The sequence below is a fragment of the Pseudoalteromonas sp. OFAV1 genome (assembly GCF_021532595.1).
Classification (GTDB): domain Bacteria; phylum Pseudomonadota; class Gammaproteobacteria; order Enterobacterales; family Alteromonadaceae; genus Pseudoalteromonas; species Pseudoalteromonas lipolytica_C.
In genome coordinates, this window is sequence record NZ_JAKGBG010000025.1 from 18,238 (window position 1) to 40,472 (window position 22,235).

Consider the following 22,235-nt stretch of genomic DNA (forward strand, 5'->3'; position numbering starts at 1 on the left):
ACTGCATTTTATTTGTTGTCGTTTTGTAGTTATGACCCTTGCTCAGCAGTTTGCTGCCTTAGATACTTTGCTTTTTTCAACCCGCCAGTACTGGCAATGTACCGCATTTGATTATGATGCAATCCCTTGGCCTGAACTTTCGTCTTTATTATGGGCGCTTGACGATCAACAAGTTAGTGAACTAGATAGTGACCAGAATGCGTTGTATGCCTATTTTGCAAAGGCAATTAAGGGGCTCGATGAGCTTCAATCGTTATGCGAACTTCCCACAACCCAACAAACCCGAGATGAGTTTCCATTTTGGATCAGTAACGGCATTAAAGGACGTAAGTTCGAGCAACTACAGGACTTTGTTGCAGCGATTAGCCAGCAGAAGTCACAGTATCCAGTACTTGAATGGTGTGCTGGAAAAGGGCATTTAGGGCGCATGCTCGCTTTTAATGGAGCACCGAGTATTCATAGCATAGAACTACAAGCGCATTTGTGTGAACAAGGCCAACACAGTGCTAATCAACAACAATTACCTATGCAGTTTTCGCAAGCTAATGTACTTACAGATGATGTTACTGAGTATTTTAAAGAGCAACAGCATGCCGTTGCGTTGCACGCCTGTGGTCGATTGCATCAAACATTTATGCAGCAAGCAAGTGATGCTAAAACTCAGCAAATAAGCTTTTCTCCATGTTGTTATCATTTATTCACGGATAACGATTATCAAGCAATGAGCGAGCCTGCAAAGCAAAGCCAGCTTGCGTTGACTCATCGCGATTTAAAATTGGCACTACAAGAAACCGTCACTGCTCCGAGTCGTGTTGATAAAGTACGAAAAACTGAAGTCGAATGGCGGCTTGGTTTTGATGCGTTGCGTAAATCAATCACGGCAGAGCAGCACTATGTTAGTGTCCCGTCGGTGAACAAAGCGATCTTTTCTGATTCTTTTAAATCATTTTGTTTATGGGCTGCTGAGAAAAAATCATTATCACTGCCAGAAGATATTGATTACCATGAATTTTTAGCAATAGGAAAACAACGAAAACGAGTAACTGAGCGTGTTGAACTCGTCCGACATGTGTTCAGAAGGGCAATTGAAGTTTGGCTCGTGCTCGATCGTGCTTTATATTTGCAACAACAAGGGTATCAAGTAACGGTTAGTACGTTTTGTGAAAAGCAGCTCACCCCAAGGAATATCTTGATCCAAGCTAATTATTAAAACATCGTAAAGAGGCGCAATGAGAAAGTTAAAAAATTTATTCGAAAATAATAGACGTTGGGCAGCGCGTACGAGTGAAAATGATCCTGAGTTTTTTAAAATTCTATCAATGCAGCAAAATCCAGAGTATTTGTGGATCGGTTGTTCAGATTCGCGTGTACCGGCTAATGAAATCGTTGACTTGTTACCGGGTGAATTATTTGTTCACCGTAATGTAGCAAATGTCGTTGTTCATACTGATCATAACTGTTTATCAGTAATGCAGTATGCTGTTGAAGTGCTTAAAGTAAAACACATCATGGTGGTCGGTCACTATGGTTGTGGTGGTGTGCAAGCGGTATTAAATGAAGCGAGCTTTGGTTTAATTGATAACTGGCTTCGTCATGTAGGTGATGTAAAAGAAAAACACATCGAACAACTTAACGCATTACCTGAAAAAGAGCGTTTAAATAGTCTGATAGAATTAAACGTTATTGAACAAGTACGTAATGTGTGCCGTACTAACATAGTGCAAGATGCATGGGCGAAAGGCCAAGAGTTAACAATCCATGGTTGGGTTTATGGCTTAGCGAATGGTCACCTCAATGACTTAGAGTCGGTTGTGACGTGTGCTGAAGAAGCTAATGAGACCTATGGTATTGCGGTTAAGCGTGTATTTGAACGAGTGGCTGAAAAAAGCTAATACCGAATAAAGTAGAAAAAAGGAGAGCTAATTCGCTCTCCTTTTTTATTGTTCGTCTTGTTTGCTAGCAAGTTGCTGCTCAAGTAATGCAACTTTCTCTTCAAGCTCAGTGAGTTTTTCACGAGTACGAATAAGTACTTGGCTTTGAATATCAAACTCGTCACGGCTTACAAAGTCCATCTCAGCAAGTTTGTTTTGAATAGCTTGCTTAGTTTTGCCTTCGATTGTATCGGCAAGGTTTTTCACACCTTGCGGCATGTTATCAGTAATTTGCTTAGCGATTTCTTCAAGTTTTGCTGGGTTGATCATGTTCGTCCCTTGAGTCACGTAAAAAAACAATCTTACCTTATTGGCTAGGCGTAGTGTAGTGATTACGGTAAAATTGCCCGTCCTGTCTTTGGATAATTTCTTTAGGGGCTTATGAAACTCAACCCAAAACAAGATGAAGCGGTAAAGTATATTAGTGGGCCGTGTCTGGTATTAGCCGGTGCGGGCTCTGGTAAAACGCGTGTTATTACTAATAAAATCGCTTACTTGGTGCAAAAGTGTGAGTATCAAGCACGCAATATTGCTGCGGTAACTTTTACCAACAAAGCAGCAAAAGAGATGCGTGAGCGTGTCACGCAAACACTCGGCAAGCAAGAGTCGAAAGGCTTATGGGTTTCAACGTTTCATACCCTCGGGCTTGAGATCATCAAAAAAGAGCTAACCACTTTAGGCTTTAAGCCCGGATTTTCGTTGTTTGATGATCAAGATACCAATCAGCTATTAGCTGAGCTGACCGAAGAAGAGCTTAAAAAAGACAAAGACTTACTCAACCTGCTTAAGATGCAAATAGGCAGCTGGAAGAACGAATTAATTCTACCTGAGCGTGCTATTCGCGAAGCCAGAGAGCCGCAAAAAGCTTTATTTGCCCAGCTGTATGCGCGTTATCAAAATCAACTGCGGGCTTATAATGCGCTTGATTTTGATGATTTGATAATGATCCCCACTTTATTACTTAGCCAAAACGCCACTTCTCGTGAGCGTTGGCAACAGCGTTTTCGTTACTTGCTGGTGGATGAGTATCAAGATACTAATACCAGTCAGTATCAACTGGTTAAATTATTAGTGGGTGAGCGAGCTCGTTTTACCGTGGTAGGCGATGACGACCAATCAATTTACTCATGGCGCGGTGCCAGACCACAAAACCTTGTGTTATTGAGTAAAGACTTTCCGGGCTTACGTTTGATTAAGCTTGAACAAAACTACCGAAGTGCTGGGCGAATTCTTAAAGCGGCGAATATTTTGATTGCCAATAACCCTCATGAGTTTGATAAAAAGCTATTTAGTGAGCTTGGTTATGGTGAGCCTATCAAGGTCATTGGTTGTCGTGATGAAGAGCATGAATCAGAGCGAGTGGTGGCAGAGATCATTTCTCATAAATTTATGAAACGCACCAGCTATAAAGATTACGCAATTTTATACCGTGGTAACCACCAAGCGAGAGTGTTTGAAAAAGCACTCATGAGCAACCGCATTCCTTATAAGATCAGCGGTGGTATGTCGTTTTTCTCTCGCTCAGAAATTAAAGACATCATGGCTTACTTACGCCTATTGGTGAACCAAGATGACGACAACGCATTTTTACGAATCGTTAATACGCCACGCCGTGAGATTGGTACGGTCACTTTGGAAAAGCTAGGTACGCTTGCTAATGAAAAACATATCAGTTTATTTGCTGCTTGTTTTGAGCCTGAGCTTGCACATCGACTAAAAGGCCGTGGTTTTAATGCTTTAGCTGGTTTTGCCCGTTGGGTGGTTGAGCTATCTGATAACGCTGTACGTGGTGACACCCTTGAAGCGGTTAAAGAATTAGTTAGGCAAATTAATTACGAAGCATATCTTTACGAGTCATCACCGAGTGCAAAAGCCGCTGAAATGCGCATGAAAAACGTCTCAGAGCTTTATCGTTGGATCACTGATATGCTAACAGGGGACGCAGACAACCCGCCGCTGAACCTTGCTGAGGTGGTTAGTAAACTGACCCTGCGCGATATGCTTGAACGTAACGAAGAAGAAGATGAATCTGACGCAGTACAATTACTGACACTGCATGCTTCAAAAGGTTTGGAGTATCCGTATGTGTTCATGGTTGGCATGGAAGAAGGCTTATTACCGCACCAAGTGAGCATTGATGAAGATAACGTCGAAGAAGAGCGTCGCCTTGCTTATGTAGGTATTACGCGTGCTCAGCAAGAGCTGGTAATGACCTATGCTAAGTTACGCCGTCAATTTGGTGAAACCTCAGAGACTGAGTTGAGCCGTTTTGTACAGGAATTACCGCAAGATGACCTAGCCTTTGAATCTAAAAAGCCACCGTCATCGCAAGCAGAGCGTATGGAAAAAGGACAGGCTCGTGTGGCTAATCTAAGAGCAATGCTTAAGAAGTAATCGACTTTGCGTTTGGCACGACTTGATCAAAGGGTGCCAGCGCACGTTGTTTTCCAATAAACAAAGACAAGCCATGCTTTTCTAGCAAGGTGCGGTAATTGAAAATAGACGGCCCTTTAGCGATTACTTGGATATTTTGCAGTTTAGTAATCGCCAGCACACCTTGCAGTTGTAAATGATAATTTTCTTGCTGTAGTACTCGTTTGCTGAAGGTTGAGCTTAACAGTAAGTAATCGAACTCGAACTCAGTAAGCAGATTTAGTTCACAGCGATCTTTAGCAAATTCGTTCAAGCCGATAGATACTCCTAAAGAAATAAGCTCTTTTAAGTTCTCTATTTGCACAGCTGATGCATAACGGATCTCTTGCTCATTAAATAGCAAACAGATTTTGCTCGCATGATTTACTTGTAATAGCTTAGTCAATACTTTGAAATTAATGCGTTCAAGTACTAAGCCTGAGCATGGGAATAATACTTTTTTAAGATTATTCGTATTGATTAACGTAAAAGCTTGTTCAATGAGCTTTAGCTCAACTTCAAAGTGCTGCACGCGATCAGTCGCAAACTTCTTCAAAACTTCAAAGCTAGTACTGCCTAGTACAGGGTGTTCACCAAATGCTTCGAGTAAAGACTCTGGGTGAGGTTGCTCATCAAGGGTAATGATTTCTGCACTTCTAAAGTGCATTGGCAAATCATCCAAGTGATGCATTGATTCTGATTCGTGATGAGTTAGCGACGTATTAAGCAATGGATGAAAAGATTCAAATCGATTACGACCTGCATTTTTAGCGTAATACATAGCAGCATCAGCATCGCGAATAATTTCGTCAGTGTGCTTATAACTCGGTTGAGAGTAAGTAATACCAATACTCGCACCGCTTTGAATACATTGACCTTTTAAACAAAACGGCTTTTTCATTATCTCAATAATTCGCTTAGCAACATCTTGTGCTTGCTGCTGCTCTGTTAGATGAGTCAACAACACAACAAATTCATCGCCGCCTAAGCGCGCTAATAAATCATGCTCACGAATACAGTGCGAAAAGGATTCTGCAACACTAATTAAAAACTGATCTCCGGCTTGGTGACCAAGCTGATCATTAATGTCTTTAAATTTATCTAAATCGATAAATAACACTGCAAATTGTTGTTCTGGATAGCGCTGGTAGTGCTGAAGTGTTTTCTCAAGCTGAGTTAAGAATAAACTGCGATTTGGTAAACTAGTGAGAGAATCATGATGGGCATCATGATAAAGCTGTTGCTCTATTTTTTTACGTTCTTCCATCTGCATTTGCAAGTGCATATTAGCTTGGCGTAATTCTTTGGTTTTTTCGGCCACTCTATGTTCAAGCTTTTGATGGCTTTGTTTAAGCGCTTGATTGGCTAAATGTGCTTGGATAACGTTGGCAATTTGATGTGAAACAAAGGTAATGAGCTCACAGTCATCTTGGCTAAATTCATGTTTGTTATTATATGCTTGGCAGACTATTAAACCGATAACACCTTGCGATGTTTTAAGAGGGGCACCTAACCAGCTCGTGGCTGTTTGTTCTCGGGGAACATTAACAGGCTTTTCAACTATGCCAAGTTTAACCAGTTCTTGCTCTCTTTTACTATCAATAAGCTGGCATTTTTCGGTACTTAGCACTAATTCACTGTAGCCTTTAGCAAACGGACGTGGCTTAGCATTGTTATTATATTCATCAACACAATACGGAAAGCTTAACCAGTTTGTGTTTTCATCATACAGTGCAATATATAAATTATCTGCGTATGTAATTGTTTTAATAATTTCATGCACATGCAGATAAACATCCTCTAAGTTTTCACTGAGCGTAGCTAGCTCTGAGATTTTAAACAGGATCTGTTGTCGCTCGAGGGCATTTTTCCGATGTTGAATTTCTTCGTTGAGGGCTTGGTTACTTTGCGTTAGTGCACGAGTACGAATTTTTACTTCTGATTCTAGTAATTCACGTTTTTTGACCCGCTCAATCGCTGTTGCTAAGTACATCGACATCGCTTCGAGTAGTTCAATTTGCTGCTCGGTGTAGCCATTTTGTTCATCGTAACTTTGTGCAACCATTACACCAATGATTGTTTTATCTCGGTATACAGGTACCCCCACCCAATGCTCCGCCGGGGTACCAAATACTTTAAACAGACCTTGCTGCTCTGCTAGCTCTGTTTGTTGTTTAGTAAAGTAACTGGTTTCTCCGTGTTTAAACACATACCCCGTTAATCCTTCCTTGAAGTACTGCTCATATTTTAAAGGCACCGATAAACCATCTTTTTCATCGGCAAAATAAGACAGTTCGAGGTTATCGTATACAGGATTGTGTAAAACGACGAAAAAATTCTTACTAGGAATAAAATCTTGTAAAATTTCGTGAATAGCTGGATAGAGTAGGGTTAATTCGGCAACAGTGCTGGCCTGCTCTGATAATTGTAAGAGAGCATTTTGCAGGTGATGTGATTGCTTATACTGTTGTAAAAGCGATTTTAAACGAGCATTTTTACGGGCTAGTTTATCAATGTGTGTTGCTGAATCTTCCAATGATTTAGAACCAGATCTTATTATTGTTTAAATATCGTCCTATATAGTTCCACTTTTTTATTAGATCGTCAAGTAACAGTTGTTAACAAAATACTAATTAATTGTGGGGCTAATTCGGCGACAGAGCTAGCCTGGCGAGCAAAAATGGGCACAAAAAAAGGGCTTAAAAAATTTAAGCCCTTAGTATTAGTTTTTGAATTGTTACTTGCTAGTCATAAAGTCGATAGCAGCACTGATTTCTTCATCAGAACAATCCATACATGTACCTTTTGGTGGCATCGCATTGAAGCCATTGATAGCATGATCTAATAGTGTATCTTTACCTTTAGCAATACGAGGAGCCCAATCATCAGCTGATTTAGGAGCACCTAATGCACCAGTACCATGGCATGCAAAACATGCTGCTTGATAAACTTGTTCACCAGAACGAGGGCCTGTAGGCTCAGCAGCGGCCGCAGCTTTATCACCTTCTAGATATACAGAACCAATTGGCGCTAGACGCTTTTTAATAGCATCTTCAGTCAAAGAGTTGTCATACGCTTGTGCATATGCCGTTGTTGCTAGCAGTAATAATGCAGCTGATAGTTTTTTCATTTTGCCTTGCTCACTTCGATTTGAACGTGATCAATCACGATATCTGACGGAAATTAGAACGATTATAACGCTAAGCCACAATTTATAAAATGATCTAAAAGGCTTTTTCTTGATAAAAAACGTCATTTTTTTGCGTTAGCGCAAGAAAAGCCAGCATTAGATGCTGGCCTTAACATAAATAATTAAACGAGTTCTAAGACCTTATTTACTAATTTTTCGATACCTGCATCTGCATCTAAAATGCTTTGCGCCAGCATATATGCAGGAGTCGTGACCACTTTGTGTTGCTCATCAACAACGATATCATTAACTGCACAGCTTTGGTGTGAACCACCAAGTTGTTCAATGGCCGCTGCTGTATCTGCATCATTACCAATGGTTGTTTTGACTCCTTTACCATAGATCATTGGTAACATTGCCGGTGCAATACACATATATCCAGCAGCTTTGTTTGCATCAACAAAGGCCTTTGCTGTTGTAAGTACATCATTTTGCACTTGGGCATCAGCACCTTTTACTGCAAAGTCAGATAGATTTTTCGCGGCACCAAAACCACCTGGTACGATTAAGGCATCAAACTCATTCACATTAAGCTCGGTTAATGCTTTTATTTCACCACGTGCGATACGTGCCGCTTCTACTAATACATTACGGTTTGGAGTCATTTCTTCGCCCGTTAGATGATTAATAGTGTGCATTTGCTCAATATCAGGAGCGAAACATTGATAGCTTGCACCTGCTTTAGCAATGTGTAGTAAAGTTAGGACGGCTTCGTTGATTTCTGCACCATCATAAACACCGCAACCCGCTAAAATTACAGCAACTTTTTTCATTTTTTGTCTCTCCTTAATGTGACTAACGCTAGTGTAACAATTATGCGAGTCAGGCGACAAAATAAAAAATTTTTGATGCTCAGTTACTCGCAAAGCATGATGAATGGCTGTTTATGCCATTTCATAAATAGCTAACGAAAAAAAAAGTATAAAGGATCGCTATGATCTTTGATCCATTATGCTAGAATACTCCTCCGGTTATGAAAAGGGATGTTAATTCGGTATCGAATAAGCACAAGGTAAATCGCTGCTAAAACCGTTTTCCACATCGGATAAAAATAATAAAAAAAGAACCACGCATTATCTTTTTTAAATAAAAACATAGTCTTAATAAAATTTTCCTAAGTGTTTTTACATTTTGGGAGGATTAACTGTGTCCGTTATCTACATAGTTATCCACAGGTTGCTATTGAGTTAAACGCTTGTTGGTTAATAATTCACAGTCGTTTTCTTCATAGCCTTATGGCATGCTTACAAACAATTTAATGTTATTCAATTAGGATCCAATTTCACCATGGCTCAGATCCCTGAAAATCCACTAATTCTTGTTGATGGTTCTTCTTATTTATTCCGTGCATATCATTCGCCACCGCACCTTACTAATTCTAAAGGTGAAGCGACAGGTGCTATATACGGTGTTGTAAATATGCTGAAGAGTTTGATCAAACAATATGATCCATCACATATGGTTGTAGTGTTTGATGCGAAGGGAAAAACCTTTAGAAATGATATGTACAGCGAATATAAAGCTAATCGTCCACCTATGCCGGATGACTTACGCACACAAATTGCGCCCTTACATAACATTATTAAAGCAATGGGCTTTCCGCTTATCAGTATTGAAGGTGTTGAAGCCGATGATGTGATTGGTACATTTGCACGTATTGCCTCTGAGCAACAGCGCCATGTGCTGATCTCTACCGGCGATAAAGATATGGCGCAGCTAGTAAATGAACATGTAACGCTTATCAACACAATGACCGATAGCATCTCAGATCCAGAAACGGTCGTTGAAAAGTTTGGTGTTGGACCTGAGCTGATCATTGATTACCTTGCCTTAATGGGTGACAAAGTCGATAACATTCCGGGTGTTGATGGCTGTGGTCCAAAAACGGCGGTGAAATGGTTACAAAAATACGGATCATTACAAGGTGTTATTGATCACGCTAGTGAGATCAAAGGCAAGATTGGTGAAAAGCTTGCTGCAGCACTTGATCATTTGCCACTTAGCTATGAGCTGGCAACCATAAAATGTGATGTTGAAGTTGAAACGGACCTTGAAAGTTTCAAACTACAAGAGCCAAACCGTGATGAACTGATTGCACTTTATGGTGAATGTGAGTTCCGCCGTTGGTTAGCTGAGCTACTTGATAACCCTAAAGATGCTGACACTCATTTAGATGTACCAACAGAAGCCAACGAACTACCTAAAGTGGCTGATGCGCACTACGAAACAATCTTAACTGAAGAGCAGCTTGATACCTTAGTTGCGCAGTTAAATGACGCCGAGCTTTTTGCCTTTGATACTGAAACAACCAGCCTTGATTACATGCAGGCCCAATTGGTTGGTATGAGCTTTGCGGTTAAAGCCGGTGAAGCGGCTTACCTTCCGGTTGCTCACGATTACCCAGATGCGCCAGAGCAATTAAGCTTAGACACAGTTATGGCAAAAATTGGCCCAATCTTAGCTGACGAAAACAAGGCAAAAGTAGGCCAGAATCTAAAATACGATAAAAGTGTATTAGCGAATGCAGGCTTTGAATTAAAGGGTATTAAGTACGACACTATGTTGGAGTCGTATGTATTTAATAGTGTAGGCAGCCGTCATGATATGGATTCGCTGGCACTTAAATACCTAGGCCACAAAAATATCAGCTTCGAAGATATTGCTGGTAAAGGTAAAAAGCAGCTGACATTTAATCAAATTGAGCTCGAAAAAGCCGCACCATACGCTGCTGAAGATGCAGATATAACGCTTCGTCTTCATCAAGTGTTATGGCCAAAAATTGATGCTGATAGCCAATTAAAATCGGTATTCGAAGACATTGAATTACCACTTGTGTCGGTGCTTTCTGATATTGAACGTACCGGTGTTGCAATTGATAGCAACATGCTGGCAGCTCACAGCCAGCGTTTAGGCGAACGTTTATTAGAGCTTGAGCAAGAAGCCTATGATATGGCTGGTGAAAAGTTTAACTTAGGTTCACCTAAGCAGCTACAAGCAATCTTGTTTGAAAAGCTAGAGCTTCCGGTTATCAAGAAAACACCAAAAGGTGCACCGTCGACGGCAGAAGAAGTATTGCAAGAACTTGCTCATGATTACCCGCTACCTAAGGTAATTATTGAACACCGTGGTTTATCGAAACTGAAATCAACGTACACAGATAAACTACCGTTAATGGTGAATGAGCGCACTAAGCGTGTGCATACTTCTTACCATCAAGCGGTAACAGCAACGGGGCGTTTAAGTTCAACGGATCCAAACTTACAGAATATTCCAATTCGTTCGGAAGAGGGTCGTCGTATTCGTGAAGCCTTTATTGCTGCACCTGGCCATAAAATTGTCGCTGCCGATTACAGCCAAATTGAATTGCGTATCATGGCGCACTTATCACAAGATAAAGGCCTACTTACCGCGTTTGCTAATGGCTTAGATGTTCATAGCGCCACCGCAGCAGAAGTATTCGGCGTTAGCCTTGAAGAGGTTACCAGCGATATGCGCCGTAAAGCCAAAGCGGTTAACTTTGGTTTAATTTATGGCATGTCAGCGTTTGGTTTATCACGTCAGTTAGATGTTCCACGTCATGAAGCACAGCATTATATTGATAAATATTTCGAGCGTTTCCCGGGCGTACTTGAGTACATGGAAACTACCCGTGAAAAAGCGGCAGATAAAGGTTATGTAGAGACTATTTTTGGTCGTCGCTTACATTTACCAGAAATCAACGCCCGTAACGGTGCTCGTCGCAAAGCCGCTGAGCGTGCAGCAATCAATGCGCCAATGCAAGGTACTGCTGCTGATATCATCAAAAAAGCGATGCTTAAAGTTCATCAGTGGGTAAACGCACAAGCTGAAGGGTCAGTGAAGCTTCTAATGCAAGTGCACGATGAATTAGTGTTCGAAATTAAAGAAGAGTGTGTTGACGACTATAAAGCTGAAATCTGTAAGCTAATGTCAGAAGCTGCCACTCTTGATGTGCCACTGATTGTTGAAGCCGACAGCGGTGACAACTGGCAACAAGCACACTAATAGTCGCAATAGGTGAGAGCTGTCAGCTATCAGCCGTCAGCTTTCAGACTGAAAGTTAGCGATTTGCTTGACCGTTATACCGTATTTATCTCGAATCTAGCTTCCAATTTAAGGGTCGCGGCATAAAGGCGCTGCTACAGGTAGGCGTGAAGCTTGTTTCGCGCGTCTGACCGCTGAAGGCTGAAAGCTGATCGCTTATGTGTATAGAACATCACTTCTAGCGACCCGACTTAACCAAAAATAAATCATTACTCGTTAACTATAACCCCAACTCTTGTAACCTTTTTACATGTTGACGATAAAGCTCAACAGGGTCGACTTCGCGTAAATGATGCAAACCTATAAATTGATTGATTTCGTCTAAATGATTCATTTTATAATCATCTTTAATGACATGACCTAAGTGGCTACTACAGCGTGAAATCAGGCCATCATCTTGACCTACGATCAATATTGATCCAAGCAGCATAGATAAGTCGGTTGGATCAAGAATATTGGTAAGCGCTGCTGTGCCACTCCACGAAAAATAATACACCCCATTACTGGCAAGCATTTGTCCTTGCTCGCATGCCGTTGGCGGTAAACCTTCTGGGTACTTTTGATTGAATACAGAGGCTCCTTGGCTGGTTAAGCTATATAATGCTGCTAACGGATCTTGCGGTAAATCACTGTGACCTGATAGTAACGAAATCATGCTGCCTAGTGCTGCAAATGCTAGCTTAAACGAATGTTCAGATGGTGAGTTTGGTTTTATTTCTTCGCGAATAAGATCAGCAAGTGTACTGCCATAGTTTGCCCCCCCGATACTGGTCACAGAGGCAACTAAGTTAGGCGAGATCGAAGCGACATAGCGAACCGTTTGCGCTCCTTGACTATGACCAATTAAGTTAACCTTTTCTGCGCCCGTGAGTGCCAAAATATGATTAACCTGAGCCAGTAATTGTTGACCACGAAACTCTGAACTGTGAACAGCTGACACAGCAGCAACAAAAACCTGATGGCCATCAAGCGATAAAGTGCTGGGGATATTATGAAAATAGTCAACGCCTAATAGGCTATCAAAACCTAACAGCCCATGTACCAAAACAATCGGGTATTGAGTGTTATTATTTTTCGCGTGACAGGGCAAGCTCAGCGAAATGAGTAAGATGGTAGCTAGTGCTAGGAGGCATTTTTTCATTCCTTTTTACTCTTGTGCTAAGTTTTTGCCATCAACATGTATTAATAATGCTGCTATTTTCTCTTATTAATTTAACGATACCTTAAATAACCACTTGATGTAATGTTAATTATAGGTAAACAAGAAAAGATAGTTTTAGAGTTTCGTTATATGTTTATCAAATCGAGCGTTTTCTTTGCGGATGCAATTTCTTTTTAACGCGGACTTTGTTAAAGTCCGCGCCGTCCTCATCCTGTAGGACATCCTGTTGATGATGCATCTGAAAAGATGCAACGTATTGATAGCTTCTCCCCAGTTTGCTATACCGGCTCGCTTGTTATTGAGCGAGCCGTTTTTTCTCTTCTTATCATACAATTCATTGCACAAATTAACGCAGGTGATACCATCTAATAGATTGTTATTATCTTCGAAGGAATGCGTTATGTTTAAATCTGTGGCCTTTGCCGCCTTATCATTATCAAGTTTATTAGTTGCTCCTTTTGCTAGTGCAAACTGGCAGGTTAACAATGAGCAAAGCAAGGTTAGCTTTGTATCTATCAAAAAGAATTCAATTGCTGAAGCGCATCATTTCAAAAAAGTATCAGGTACGTTGAATGAGCAAGGTCAATTCAAGTTAATGATCGATCTTAGCTCTGTTGAAACGCTAATTCCTATCCGTAATGAGCGCATGACTAAATTGTTGTTCGAAACAGCTGAGTTTCCTCATGCAGTTTTAACTGCTGATTTAAGTAAATCATTATTAGCACTGAAGCCAGGACAACATGTATTAACTGGTTTGAAAGCCGAGCTTGACTTCCATGGCAATAAAAAAGAGTTAACGATTGATGTACTGGCAAATATGTCACCCAATGGTGATGTGACAGTTTCTTCGTTCTCACCAGTGATTATTAATGCAGATGATTTCAAAGTAACAGAAGGCATTGCACAGCTACAAAAGCTTGCTGGTTTACCATCTATTGCAACAGCTGTTCCTGTAACTTTTTCTCTGACGCTCGATAAAGATAAGTAATGCAGTCGCTTGCCGAGCTAGAAGCTGCACTTGCAGAGCCTGATAAACCTTTTGATCAATGGCAACCAGACAATTGTGGTCAGTTGCCTATTGAGATCAATGGTCAAGGAGTGTGGTTTTATGCTGGTAGCGAAATTCAACGGGAGGCAATGGTCAAACTTTTTGCCTCCGTACTTTGTAAAGAAGCCAATACTTACTATTTAAAAACGCCAGTAGAGAAAATGGCGATTACAGTCATTGATGTGCCTTTTGTTATTGTTGATTGGTATTTTGAAGAGACCGAGCAAGGGCAGGCTTTATGCTGTGTTGATAATCTACAACGCACTTGGTTAGTGACATCATCGCAACCACTACAATTACGCAAATTTGAAAATCTGCAGGTACCTTATTTAAAGTTAGCACATGGGTTAGCGGCAAGAGTATCGAGAAATGTTTATTATCAATGGGCTGAAATAGCCTGCTCAGACGAGCAGGGCTACTTTATAGAGTCATTAGGTAAGCGTTATTACTTGGCCTAAGCTTCTGGTTCTTCCTCAGATTCAGGAGTTTGAACTTCAATTGGCCCTAAGAACCATTCATCTAGCTTTTTAGCAACTTCTGGTAAGCCTGTTCCTTTTAATGATGAAAATGCATGAACAGTAATATCACCTTCCAAGCTACTTAGCTCACGGCGAACTTGTAAAACTTGTGCTTTACGTGCGCCCTGTTTTAATTTGTCGGCTTTAGTTAAAAGTGCAAGTACTGGGATCTCACTGCCAACGGCCCAGTCAATTAAGTCACGATCAAGATCTTTTAGTGGATGACGAATATCCATTAAAATAACAATCCCTTTCAAACTTTGGCGCTTTTGTAAGTACTCACCTAACGATTTTTGCCATTTCTTCTTCATTTCGATTGGCACTTTCGCAAAGCCATAACCAGGTAAGTCGATAAGGCGTTTATCAGCATCAAGCTCAAAAGTATTGATCAACTGAGTACGACCCGGCGTTTTAGAGGTACGTGCTAACTTTTGATCAGTTAGCGTATTAAGGGCACTTGATTTACCCGCATTAGAGCGACCAGCAAACGCGACTTCAATCCCCGTATCAGCAGGCAAGCGTGAGATGTCAGGTGCGCTAGTAACAAAGGACGCAGTATTGTATTTGATACGAGATTTGAGCACAGGCTCTCCTAATCTTTTATAAATAATGTTGAACAGTGACTAAAATTCACTTAAGACGCGTATTTTATACTATTAAAGCAGCATTCAAAAGCGTATTTAAGCGTGCTAAATTTAGTTACATAGTGGGAAAATTTCTAGATAGAAACTTAATCTAAGTCAAATCCCTATAAATTATGAGCTTAAAGTGGGCAGAAAACGTGCCAGAGAATTTATTATCGTGTAGAATATAGAAATCACAACATCCATATTGTAGATGATACAGGGTCGGAAACAGAGAATTCACCATGAAAAAAATAGCACTATCTTTAACTATATTGCTTGGAACGTTGTCAGCAAGCAACGCAACAGCATTTGATGGCGATGTAAACGCAGGTAAAGAGAAATCGGCAACGTGTGCGGCCTGTCACGGCCCAGACGGTAATGCACCGGTTAATATCTACCCTAAAATTGCAGGCCAACACGCAGATTATATCTATAAACAATTACAAGAGTTTAAATTAGGTATGACGTCTGGCGGCAAAGAAGGCCGTATGGATCCAGTAATGAGTGGTATGGCTATGCCGCTTAGCGATCAAGACATGAAAGACCTAGCAGCTTACTTCTCTTCTTTAAATATGTCTGAAGGTTCAACACCTAAAGATGTAGTAGAAGTGGGTCAGCAGCTTTATAAAGCCGGTGATGCAGAGCGTGGTATTCCAGCATGTGCTGCGTGTCACGGTCCTCGAGGTAACGGTACATCACTTGCTAAATTCCCAAAAATTTCGTTCCAACACCCAGAATACATCAAGTCTCAACTTGAAAAATTCCGTGATGGTACACGCAATAATGACCTAAACGGCATGATGCAAGACATCGCTAAAAAATTAACAGACAAAGACATCGAAGTTCTTTCAAAATACTTAGGTGGCTTACACTAAAGTCTGATTGCCGAATGTAAATATTGGCATTAAAGTGTACAAATTGTAAAAAAAGCAGCGCAAGCTGCTTTTTTTCATATTTATCTCATCGAAATTTCTTACTTCCTTGTGAGACATTGCCCACACTTCAATGTGAGCTAAATCTTATTTTTATTTTTTTTTATAATATAACGAATTGTTTTAAAAGGTAATTGTCGTTTTTTAATCTTTTGACTGTAAGAAAAGTTATATAAATTAGTTGTAACAAAATTATTAATGAGTAAATTAACCACTGTCGCTGAGACAATAAAAACAACAAGGACAAAGCAATAAGGAAAGTGATTGCGGCAAATCTTTAGGGGGTTACATCGTTTGATGTACTAAAGGAAATAACAAAAAAGTGTCAGGATTGACCGAGAATAATAAAAGCTCACGGAAGTTTAATAATAAAAACAAAATGGAATGCTACACGGAAGGTTTAAAAATAACAAAATGGATAAAAAATAATAATAAAAATAATAAAGACTAAAAGTCGAAGGGAGAAGTGTCCAAATTATTGGCGCTCAGATTAGTAGGCGGTAGAGATGTTTTCTCTACCGCCTTTTTATTTGTCCTGTTACAATAGCCACCGTTTGTACTAATACCAATCGACTTAAATATTTAGCTGCTAAATAACTTAACACGATTGATATGAGAGTATGAAAAGTGCGCAGTTCGTCATGTTGACAAACCACATCCGCACACCGAATTCTTCTGGTTATGCCAGCATTACAATGCCGCTAAAGGTGTTGTGCACAACCTCTTAAGTGAGACGATCAAGATATGAGTAGAAAGAAAAAGTCGCGTAAAATTCCATCAAATGGCCCGGTACGTCTGAGTAAAGAAAAACTTAGAGAGATGCGAGCGTTGAAGAAGCAGCGAGTTAAAAAGACCAAAGGTGCTAAACCAGGTTCTCGAAACGCCCCTGACGTGCAAAAGGGAGAGAACACAAAGGCTAATAACCAACCGAAAGATAAACGTGTTGGTAGCAAAAAGCCAGTTTCATTAGTTGCGCCTAAAGCTGAACCAAAAGTTGAAATGAAACGTAACTTAAAACCAATGGTTGAGCTTAAGAAAGTTAATGAGCCAGAGCTAACACCAGAGCAAGAGCTAGAAGCATTAGAAAATGATGAGCGCTTATTAAAGCTTGTTGAGCGTCACGAACGTGGTGAGCTGTTGACAGGTAAAGATGCTAAGTACTTCAATAGTCGTATCGCACGTCACCAAGAGTTATGTGAACTGCTAGGTATTGAAGACGAAGACGAGTACGAAGATGACTTTGAAGATGATTCATACGATGAAGGTGAATCTGACTTCGATAAGTACTTATCTGATGACCTAGCAAACGAATGGTTAGATGACGAAGATGAGGATGAACGATGAGCATACCCTTGATTATTGCCATAGTTATTGGTGCGGCAATTATCGCAGGACTTGCGTTTTATGCAGGACAACTTCTGTATAAACTAAAAGAGCAAAATAAGCTTATCGCTAAGAAAGAAGCTGAGTATGCGCTAAAGCTTGCTGACTCAAAAGCAAAGCGTAATGCAAAGTTAGCCGACAGCATTCATTTAATTGCCCGTGCGATGAATGAAGAGCAATGTGAGTTCTCAGAAGGCTGTCTACGCATTTGGGTGCTGATCTCTCAATACAGCTTTGCAGAAGAGTTTGAGTTAAGTGAGCGCTACCCAGGCATATTCAAAATGTACGAAGTTGTAAAAGACATGCCAACGCACGATGCCCGTAAAAAGTACTCTAAAAAAGAGATCTTTAAAATGGACACCACTCGTTGGCGTGCTGAAGAGCAGCATAGCGATGAGATTAAAGCCGATTGCGCACGTATCATTGAAGAGTTTAAAGCAGCTCCAGGCAGCGAAAACGTAGTATTTAATTAAGCCGACGTATCGTTGAATTAAGCTAGTTAAACAGCAGAGCCTAGGCTCTGCTTTTTGTTGTTAAATTACTCGTGAGAAACGAGTTTGCTTGATTTGTTGTTGTAGGTGCGCATCAAAGCACATACAAATAATACGAATAAATAAATTACCGCGGGCTGTTACTGTGATCTTATCTTGGCTAACAGACACCAAGCCATCAGCTAGTAATGGGTCCAGTGCTTGCAATGCCTCACAGAAATAGCTGGCAAAGTTGATATTAAACTGTTTTTCGATTGAGGGAATATCCAGCTCAAACTGGCAGATCAATTGTTTGATCACCGCTGCACGTAACGTATCGTCATCAGTTAAAGCAACACCTTTACAGATTGCACTGCCATAGCCTTCTTGCACAGCTTTGTAATAGTGCTTCAACTCTTTTTCGTTTTGTAAAATGGCATTGCCTATTTGCGAAATAGATGACACACCCAAACCTAATAAGTCACACTGACCATGTGTTGTGTAACCTTGGAAATTACGGTGTAATTTACCTTCATTTTGGGCAATCGCTAGTTCATTATCCTTACGAGCAAAGTGATCCATACCGATAAACTGATAGCCCGCCGCTAACATTTGCTCAAGTGTATTTTTGAACATAGTAAGTTTATCGCCAGCAGAAGGTAAGTCAGCGTCTTTAATTTTACGTTGCGCTGCAAATCTATCTGGTAAATGAGCGTAATTAAACACAGACACTCGGTCAGGATTTAGCTCAATCAGCTGTGCAATTGTCTCTTTAAAGCTTTCAGGTGTCTGTAATGGCAAACCGTAAATCATATCAGCATTAATAGATTTAAAGCCAAGCTCACGAGCCTCGCTAATTAAACCTTTTACTGACTGCACGCTTTGCGGACGATTAACCGCCAGCTGTACAGCATCATTAAAATCTTGAATACCAAACGAGACACGATTGAAGCCAAGCTTACGTAGATGTACTAACATGCCATCAGCTAAAGAGCGAGGGTCAATCTCAATTCCGCGCTCAGCATCATCAGCAAAATTAAAATGCTGCTCAACTAACGCCATTAAGCGGCTCATTTGCTCTGCAGATAAAAACGTTGGCGTACCACCCCCTAAATGCAGTTGCTCAACGTTATAATCAGCAAAAAGCGTTGCCTGCTCAGCAATCTCAAGCGCTAAATTATCGAGGTATAAATCGGCTTTAGACTGATGACGAGTGATCACCTTATTACAACCACAGTAATAACAAAGCTGACTGCAAAAAGGGATATGGATATACAACGATAAAGAACGACTTTTCGATGCCGCAATCGCGTTAATCATATCTTGTTGGTTATAACCATCAGCTAGAGACAACGCCGTGGGGTAAGATGTATATCTTGGCCCTGAAATATTGTATTTATTGATCAAAGATTGATCCCAGCTTGGTAAATTTATCACAGTCAGCACTCCGCAATTGATTGAGCGGCTATTTTAACGAGTTTAGTGATTTAGCTATTTGATCTAGAACAATGTCGGAGGCTAGAAATCAATCGACATGCTTTAAGGTCGTTGAAAAAACAAAGAGTTTACTATTTGAGCAAATAGTTTAAGGATTTTTAAAATAAAGAGTTTTGCTAGTGACAAGGTTACAAAAACTTTTTATACTGCAACCCGCTTTAGTGAGTTAACCCTCCTAAACGCATCTCAAAATTAGCAAAAGCTAATACAATGGCCCCTTAGCTCAGTTGGTTAGAGCACACGACTCATAATCGTTAGGTCCCCAGTTCGAGTCTGGGAGGGGCCACCATCTCCACTAAATATGTGGTCTGTATGGTGAAAGACCATAATCTTTTTACTGTTTTACCAGATAAGTCGCCAATCCCGACCAAGGTCAACTAGGACCACCTCAATTTTCCCTAAATTTCATTTTAAAAAGTAGTCACGTTTGATAGGGGATCGCCCCTAGTAACGAAATTCGTGTAATTTTTTAGTAACTATGAATTTGGTTGAAACCCTGATTTTAACAGGGCTTAATCTCTAACAGCTCTATCAAAACGCTCATATCCAATAACAACATGGTCAAGCACATCGATACTGAACATCTTTGCGGCTTGTTTAATTTGTTCGGTAAAATGAAAATCTTGCTGACTTGGTTTTGGATCACCTGATGGATGGTTATGAATTAGAATAATAGCTGGTGCGTTAATTAAAATGGCTGTTCTCAATACTTCAGCCGGACGAAGTGATATCTGATTTACCGTGCCAATCGCTATAACTTCATAATTGATGATTTGATGCTGGCTGTTCAAGTTCACCACGATAAAACGCTCTTTGGTTTCATATTTCAAATGCTTAAACACTTGATAGACCTTCTTTGGACTATCAAGTGTTACATTCAAAATGTCATCATCTACTTCCCTAAAGGTATATACACAGCTTATTTCACGTAATATAGCCAAGCCTAGACCTTTGCTTTTCTTGGTCCAGTAACGGCTTTTAGCTGAGTATCTAACTCTCCTTTTTCAACACCCTGAATTAAGGTGTCGATTGTTGTCAGTAAATTTTCTTGCTTACCCACTTCAATCGCAACTTTACCTTTCTGTAATTCCAATGACTTGTTGCCATACTTTATTTCAAAGAACCAAGTATCATTCACTTGATAGAACCACTGTCTTAGCTTCTTAGGTTGCTTTACTCGTTTCTTCTCTCCGGTAATACCATCGGTTATCCAAACCTCTTTATAAGCGGTATACACCTCATTTTCCAATAAGCAAGCAGCCATAGCACGTTGTTCGTTTAATCGGGCAATCAGTTTTTCGCGTTTAACTTGAATAGGCTCGATAGCTGGAATAGTCGGGCGGGCTGTACATTTCAGTTTTGCTAGTGTTGATTGACTCATTACTTCACCTGTTGGTTAATTTAGACCCAATTACCATCCAGCGATTAACCTATTGTTGGCAACAGCCAATTTCTTTATTTAGATGACGCCTTTTTACTGTGCTCCCGTTGTCTCTTGCAAGAAGGTGCAAGAAAGTTAACTGATACTTTCAAGGAGGCACCATGCTAACGCAGAAACAAATTAACCAGATCGCTGAAATGCTAATTGAATCAGATATCCATAACGATGATGATATTGGTGAACACATAGGATTAATTTTGGAGAACATTGCTGGTATTGAGCTATTGGATAATGACCAACTTAATTCGCTGCATTCAAAAATTGAGCAAGCAGTAAAAAACCTCAAAAGCTCATAGAAAGCCCACCTGCTTAGCCTGAACCCGAATAATTTGGTGCAGAGTTTATTTCACCTGAAAGGATATCCAGATCCGCTCACTTTTTTCTACTTATCAGGTAACGACTTCAAGGTCTATTCATGTAAAATCTGCGTAAGGATCCCATAAGAGTGCTGTCTATGAATTACATTGATTTTATAAAAAGCAGAGAATTTTCAAACACTTTTGAAGTTATAATTCCTGAGGACTTAAGCTTTCCTATAAGCACCATAAAAAATACAATATTCGATTATCTCAGCGAAGATGATGGCTTTTTCGATGAAGGTTTTATCGCTGATATGTTCGAGTTTCTTGAACAATTTAACTTTGGTGAATTTGAGTTACGGCTAGAGAGGTATACAGCAATCGTAACTGAAGTTCTTCGGGGTGATAATCAAATTACAGATTTTGATTTTGCGATTTTTATTGACAATGACTTTATAACTGGCGGTGAAGTAACGTTTTTTATCATAAGAACCCTCGTTGACATGGCTAACGCGAAGTCTTTTGACCTACAACGAATATATAAACTTAACTCGATGGCAGCACAGATAGTATGGTTGGATGCTACCTTTCACTCATTGCTTCAATTTGAGTATTTTCAAAAGGTTCAAGAAAAAGCTCGTAAACCTAAAGTTGCTATTAATGAATATAGTAAGCGCTTAATGGCTGTTATATGGGAGAAACACCCCTATATATCAAATAGACTAGCAACTCAGCTATCGATTACTTATGCAGAAAAAATATTAAGCGATAAAAACGAATTTGGTTGCTTGCAATTTGAACAGGTGGGCCTATATGACGTGTTTGCTAAATACCCCAAGTCTGAAGCATTTAGATACCGTGGCATAGAGTTTGAACTCCGTAAAGAATCTCAGTACGACCGTAAATTTGGTGAAGGCAATTGGACATCGAAAACAGACAAATACGCAATTACTTATTTTAAGCCTACTGAAGTGTTTGATTCTTCACTTTCAAGGACTGATCTTCATGTGCCGTCTGTAAAACTTAAGGTTAGCGCCATTGAAAAAGCATTAGAGCGTTTTAAAAATACATTGGGCATCCCTAAAGGTAGTGATGGCAAGTTGGCTTTAGCCAAACTGAAGCAAGAGTATTTTGTGGATTACGATAAAAAAACAAAAACTTTCACCTTAGAAAAGGGGCATATTTTATGTAAAGATAAAAGTTGCCCATGTCATAAAAAACGCAAAGCTCAATCTTAATTTATCACTTTCCGACAATTGCTCTG

The 22,235-nt window shown here is 40.1% G+C and carries 20 protein-coding genes and 1 tRNA gene; 12 read left to right on the forward strand and 9 right to left on the reverse strand.

Annotated elements, in window-relative coordinates; translation table 11 throughout:
- Window positions 1-31 precede the first annotated feature (31 nt).
- Together L1267_RS14155 and can are read left to right on the forward strand one after the other, a co-directional pair.
- Window positions 32-1,210: a methyltransferase gene (locus L1267_RS14155; RefSeq protein ID WP_235383213.1), complete on the forward strand. Its 1,179-nt coding sequence runs from the start codon at window positions 32-34 to the stop codon at window positions 1,208-1,210.
- A gap of 19 nt (window positions 1,211-1,229) precedes the next feature.
- On the forward strand, window positions 1,230-1,892 hold the full coding sequence (can, locus tag L1267_RS14160) for a carbonate dehydratase (RefSeq protein WP_135922787.1): 663 nt from the start codon (window positions 1,230-1,232) through the stop codon (window positions 1,890-1,892).
- A gap of 45 nt (window positions 1,893-1,937) precedes the next feature.
- On the opposite strand, the gene ubiK is transcribed toward can, so the two are convergent.
- Window positions 1,938-2,201, reverse strand: a complete 264-nt coding sequence (gene ubiK / locus L1267_RS14165; RefSeq protein WP_036971505.1) for a ubiquinone biosynthesis accessory factor UbiK — start codon at window positions 2,199-2,201, stop codon at window positions 1,938-1,940.
- A 111-nt stretch (window positions 2,202-2,312) separates the two neighbouring features.
- Here ubiK and rep point away from each other — a divergent pair, with 111 nt between their 5' ends.
- Entirely contained in the window at window positions 2,313-4,325 is a 2,013-nt protein-coding gene (gene rep, locus L1267_RS14170) for a DNA helicase Rep (protein ID WP_138557993.1), read from the forward strand.
- Here rep and L1267_RS14175 read toward each other — a convergent pair.
- The 3 genes from L1267_RS14175 to elbB form a co-directional block, all read right to left on the reverse strand.
- Window positions 4,315-6,879: a bifunctional diguanylate cyclase/phosphodiesterase gene (locus L1267_RS14175; RefSeq protein ID WP_199527138.1), complete on the reverse strand. Its 2,565-nt coding sequence runs from the start codon at window positions 6,877-6,879 to the stop codon at window positions 4,315-4,317. The two genes, rep and L1267_RS14175, sit on opposite strands and share 11 nt — an antisense overlap.
- A 201-nt stretch (window positions 6,880-7,080) precedes the next feature.
- Complete coding sequence (locus L1267_RS14180) at window positions 7,081-7,473, reverse strand: c-type cytochrome (RefSeq protein ID WP_062568504.1); 393 nt, start codon at window positions 7,471-7,473, stop codon at window positions 7,081-7,083.
- Window positions 7,474-7,655: 182 nt separating this feature from the next.
- Window positions 7,656-8,306, reverse strand: coding sequence for an isoprenoid biosynthesis glyoxalase ElbB (gene elbB, locus L1267_RS14185; RefSeq protein ID WP_135922784.1), 651 nt, complete (start codon window positions 8,304-8,306; stop codon window positions 7,656-7,658).
- 514 nt (window positions 8,307-8,820) lie between these two features.
- Between elbB and polA the strand changes: the two genes are divergently transcribed.
- Window positions 8,821-11,556: a DNA polymerase I gene (polA, locus tag L1267_RS14190; RefSeq protein ID WP_135922783.1), complete on the forward strand. Its 2,736-nt coding sequence runs from the start codon at window positions 8,821-8,823 to the stop codon at window positions 11,554-11,556.
- A 259-nt stretch (window positions 11,557-11,815) separates the two neighbouring features.
- On the opposite strand, the gene L1267_RS14195 is transcribed toward polA, so the two are convergent.
- Window positions 11,816-12,736 carry a lipase family alpha/beta hydrolase gene (locus tag L1267_RS14195; RefSeq protein ID WP_235383214.1) on the reverse strand — a complete coding sequence of 307 codons (921 nt, stop codon included), beginning with the start codon at window positions 12,734-12,736 and terminating at the stop codon, window positions 11,816-11,818.
- Window positions 12,737-13,157: 421 nt separating this feature from the next.
- Between L1267_RS14195 and L1267_RS14200 the strand changes: the two genes are divergently transcribed.
- Both L1267_RS14200 and L1267_RS14205 read left to right on the forward strand, forming a co-directional pair.
- Window positions 13,158-13,745, forward strand: a complete 588-nt coding sequence (locus L1267_RS14200) for a YceI family protein (protein WP_135922781.1) — start codon at window positions 13,158-13,160, stop codon at window positions 13,743-13,745.
- Entirely contained in the window at window positions 13,745-14,263 is a 519-nt protein-coding gene (locus L1267_RS14205; protein WP_235383215.1) for a DUF1285 domain-containing protein, read from the forward strand. The genes L1267_RS14200 and L1267_RS14205 overlap by 1 nt, the downstream gene beginning before the upstream one ends.
- Here the strand turns inward: L1267_RS14205 and yihA are convergent.
- A complete protein-coding gene (gene yihA / locus L1267_RS14210) occupies window positions 14,260-14,907 on the reverse strand; it encodes a ribosome biogenesis GTP-binding protein YihA/YsxC (protein WP_135922779.1) in 648 nt (215 codons plus the stop codon). The two genes, L1267_RS14205 and yihA, sit on opposite strands and share 4 nt — an antisense overlap.
- A gap of 284 nt (window positions 14,908-15,191) precedes the next feature.
- Here yihA and L1267_RS14215 point away from each other — a divergent pair, with 284 nt between their 5' ends.
- The 3 genes from L1267_RS14215 to L1267_RS14225 all read left to right on the forward strand — a co-directional run bounded on the left by L1267_RS14215 (window position 15,192) and on the right by L1267_RS14225 (window position 17,737).
- On the forward strand, window positions 15,192-15,824 hold the full coding sequence (locus tag L1267_RS14215; protein ID WP_135922778.1) for a c-type cytochrome: 633 nt from the start codon (window positions 15,192-15,194) through the stop codon (window positions 15,822-15,824).
- 801 nt (window positions 15,825-16,625) lie between these two features.
- A complete protein-coding gene (gene yihI / locus L1267_RS14220; protein ID WP_235383216.1) occupies window positions 16,626-17,225 on the forward strand; it encodes a Der GTPase-activating protein YihI in 600 nt (199 codons plus the stop codon).
- A complete protein-coding gene (locus L1267_RS14225; RefSeq protein ID WP_235383217.1) occupies window positions 17,222-17,737 on the forward strand; it encodes a DUF2489 domain-containing protein in 516 nt (171 codons plus the stop codon). The genes yihI and L1267_RS14225 overlap by 4 nt, the downstream gene beginning before the upstream one ends.
- A 60-nt stretch (window positions 17,738-17,797) precedes the next feature.
- On the opposite strand, the gene hemN is transcribed toward L1267_RS14225, so the two are convergent.
- Window positions 17,798-19,171 carry an oxygen-independent coproporphyrinogen III oxidase gene (hemN, locus tag L1267_RS14230; RefSeq protein ID WP_235383218.1) on the reverse strand — a complete coding sequence of 458 codons (1,374 nt, stop codon included), beginning with the start codon at window positions 19,169-19,171 and terminating at the stop codon, window positions 17,798-17,800.
- A gap of 272 nt (window positions 19,172-19,443) precedes the next feature.
- On the opposite strand from hemN, the gene L1267_RS14235 reads away from it, so the two are divergent.
- A tRNA-Ile gene (locus L1267_RS14235) sits at window positions 19,444-19,520 on the forward strand.
- A gap of 223 nt (window positions 19,521-19,743) precedes the next feature.
- On the opposite strand, the gene L1267_RS14240 is transcribed toward L1267_RS14235, so the two are convergent.
- Together L1267_RS14240 and L1267_RS14245 are read right to left on the reverse strand one after the other, a co-directional pair.
- Window positions 19,744-20,172 (reverse strand): JAB domain-containing protein, encoded by a 429-nt coding sequence (locus tag L1267_RS14240; RefSeq protein WP_235383219.1) that lies wholly within the window; start codon window positions 20,170-20,172, stop codon window positions 19,744-19,746.
- A 2-nt stretch (window positions 20,173-20,174) separates the two neighbouring features.
- Window positions 20,175-20,612: a DUF6641 family protein gene (locus L1267_RS14245; protein ID WP_235383220.1), complete on the reverse strand. Its 438-nt coding sequence runs from the start codon at window positions 20,610-20,612 to the stop codon at window positions 20,175-20,177.
- Between the two features lie 161 nt (window positions 20,613-20,773).
- Here L1267_RS14245 and L1267_RS14250 point away from each other — a divergent pair, with 161 nt between their 5' ends.
- A complete protein-coding gene (locus L1267_RS14250) occupies window positions 20,774-20,968 on the forward strand; it encodes a hypothetical protein (protein WP_235383221.1) in 195 nt (64 codons plus the stop codon).
- Between the two features lie 158 nt (window positions 20,969-21,126).
- Window positions 21,127-22,209, forward strand: coding sequence for a hypothetical protein (locus tag L1267_RS14255; protein ID WP_235383222.1), 1,083 nt, complete (start codon window positions 21,127-21,129; stop codon window positions 22,207-22,209).
- Window positions 22,210-22,235: the final 26 nt, after the last annotated feature.

Excerpts from the sequence above, each read along its gene's own strand:
- L1267_RS14155 (WP_235383213.1), top strand. The coding sequence starts at position 32 with ATGACCCTTGCTCAGCAGTTTGCTGCCTTAGATACTTTGCTTTTTTCA.
- can (WP_135922787.1), top strand. The coding sequence starts at position 1,230 with ATGAGAAAGTTAAAAAATTTATTCGAAAATAATAGACGTTGGGCAGCG.
- ubiK (WP_036971505.1), bottom strand. The coding sequence starts at position 2,201 with ATGATCAACCCAGCAAAACTTGAAGAAATCGCTAAGCAAATTACTGAT.
- rep (WP_138557993.1), top strand. The coding sequence starts at position 2,313 with ATGAAACTCAACCCAAAACAAGATGAAGCGGTAAAGTATATTAGTGGG.
- L1267_RS14180 (WP_062568504.1), bottom strand. The coding sequence starts at position 7,473 with ATGAAAAAACTATCAGCTGCATTATTACTGCTAGCAACAACGGCATAT.
- elbB (WP_135922784.1), bottom strand. The coding sequence starts at position 8,306 with ATGAAAAAAGTTGCTGTAATTTTAGCGGGTTGCGGTGTTTATGATGGT.
- polA (WP_135922783.1), top strand. The coding sequence starts at position 8,821 with ATGGCTCAGATCCCTGAAAATCCACTAATTCTTGTTGATGGTTCTTCT.
- L1267_RS14195 (WP_235383214.1), bottom strand. The coding sequence starts at position 12,736 with ATGAAAAAATGCCTCCTAGCACTAGCTACCATCTTACTCATTTCGCTG.
- L1267_RS14200 (WP_135922781.1), top strand. The coding sequence starts at position 13,158 with ATGTTTAAATCTGTGGCCTTTGCCGCCTTATCATTATCAAGTTTATTA.
- L1267_RS14205 (WP_235383215.1), top strand. The coding sequence starts at position 13,745 with ATGCAGTCGCTTGCCGAGCTAGAAGCTGCACTTGCAGAGCCTGATAAA.
- L1267_RS14215 (WP_135922778.1), top strand. The coding sequence starts at position 15,192 with ATGAAAAAAATAGCACTATCTTTAACTATATTGCTTGGAACGTTGTCA.
- yihI (WP_235383216.1), top strand. The coding sequence starts at position 16,626 with ATGAGTAGAAAGAAAAAGTCGCGTAAAATTCCATCAAATGGCCCGGTA.
- L1267_RS14225 (WP_235383217.1), top strand. The coding sequence starts at position 17,222 with ATGAGCATACCCTTGATTATTGCCATAGTTATTGGTGCGGCAATTATC.
- L1267_RS14245 (WP_235383220.1), bottom strand. The coding sequence starts at position 20,612 with ATGAGTCAATCAACACTAGCAAAACTGAAATGTACAGCCCGCCCGACT.
- L1267_RS14250 (WP_235383221.1), top strand. The coding sequence starts at position 20,774 with ATGCTAACGCAGAAACAAATTAACCAGATCGCTGAAATGCTAATTGAA.
- L1267_RS14255 (WP_235383222.1), top strand. The coding sequence starts at position 21,127 with ATGAATTACATTGATTTTATAAAAAGCAGAGAATTTTCAAACACTTTT.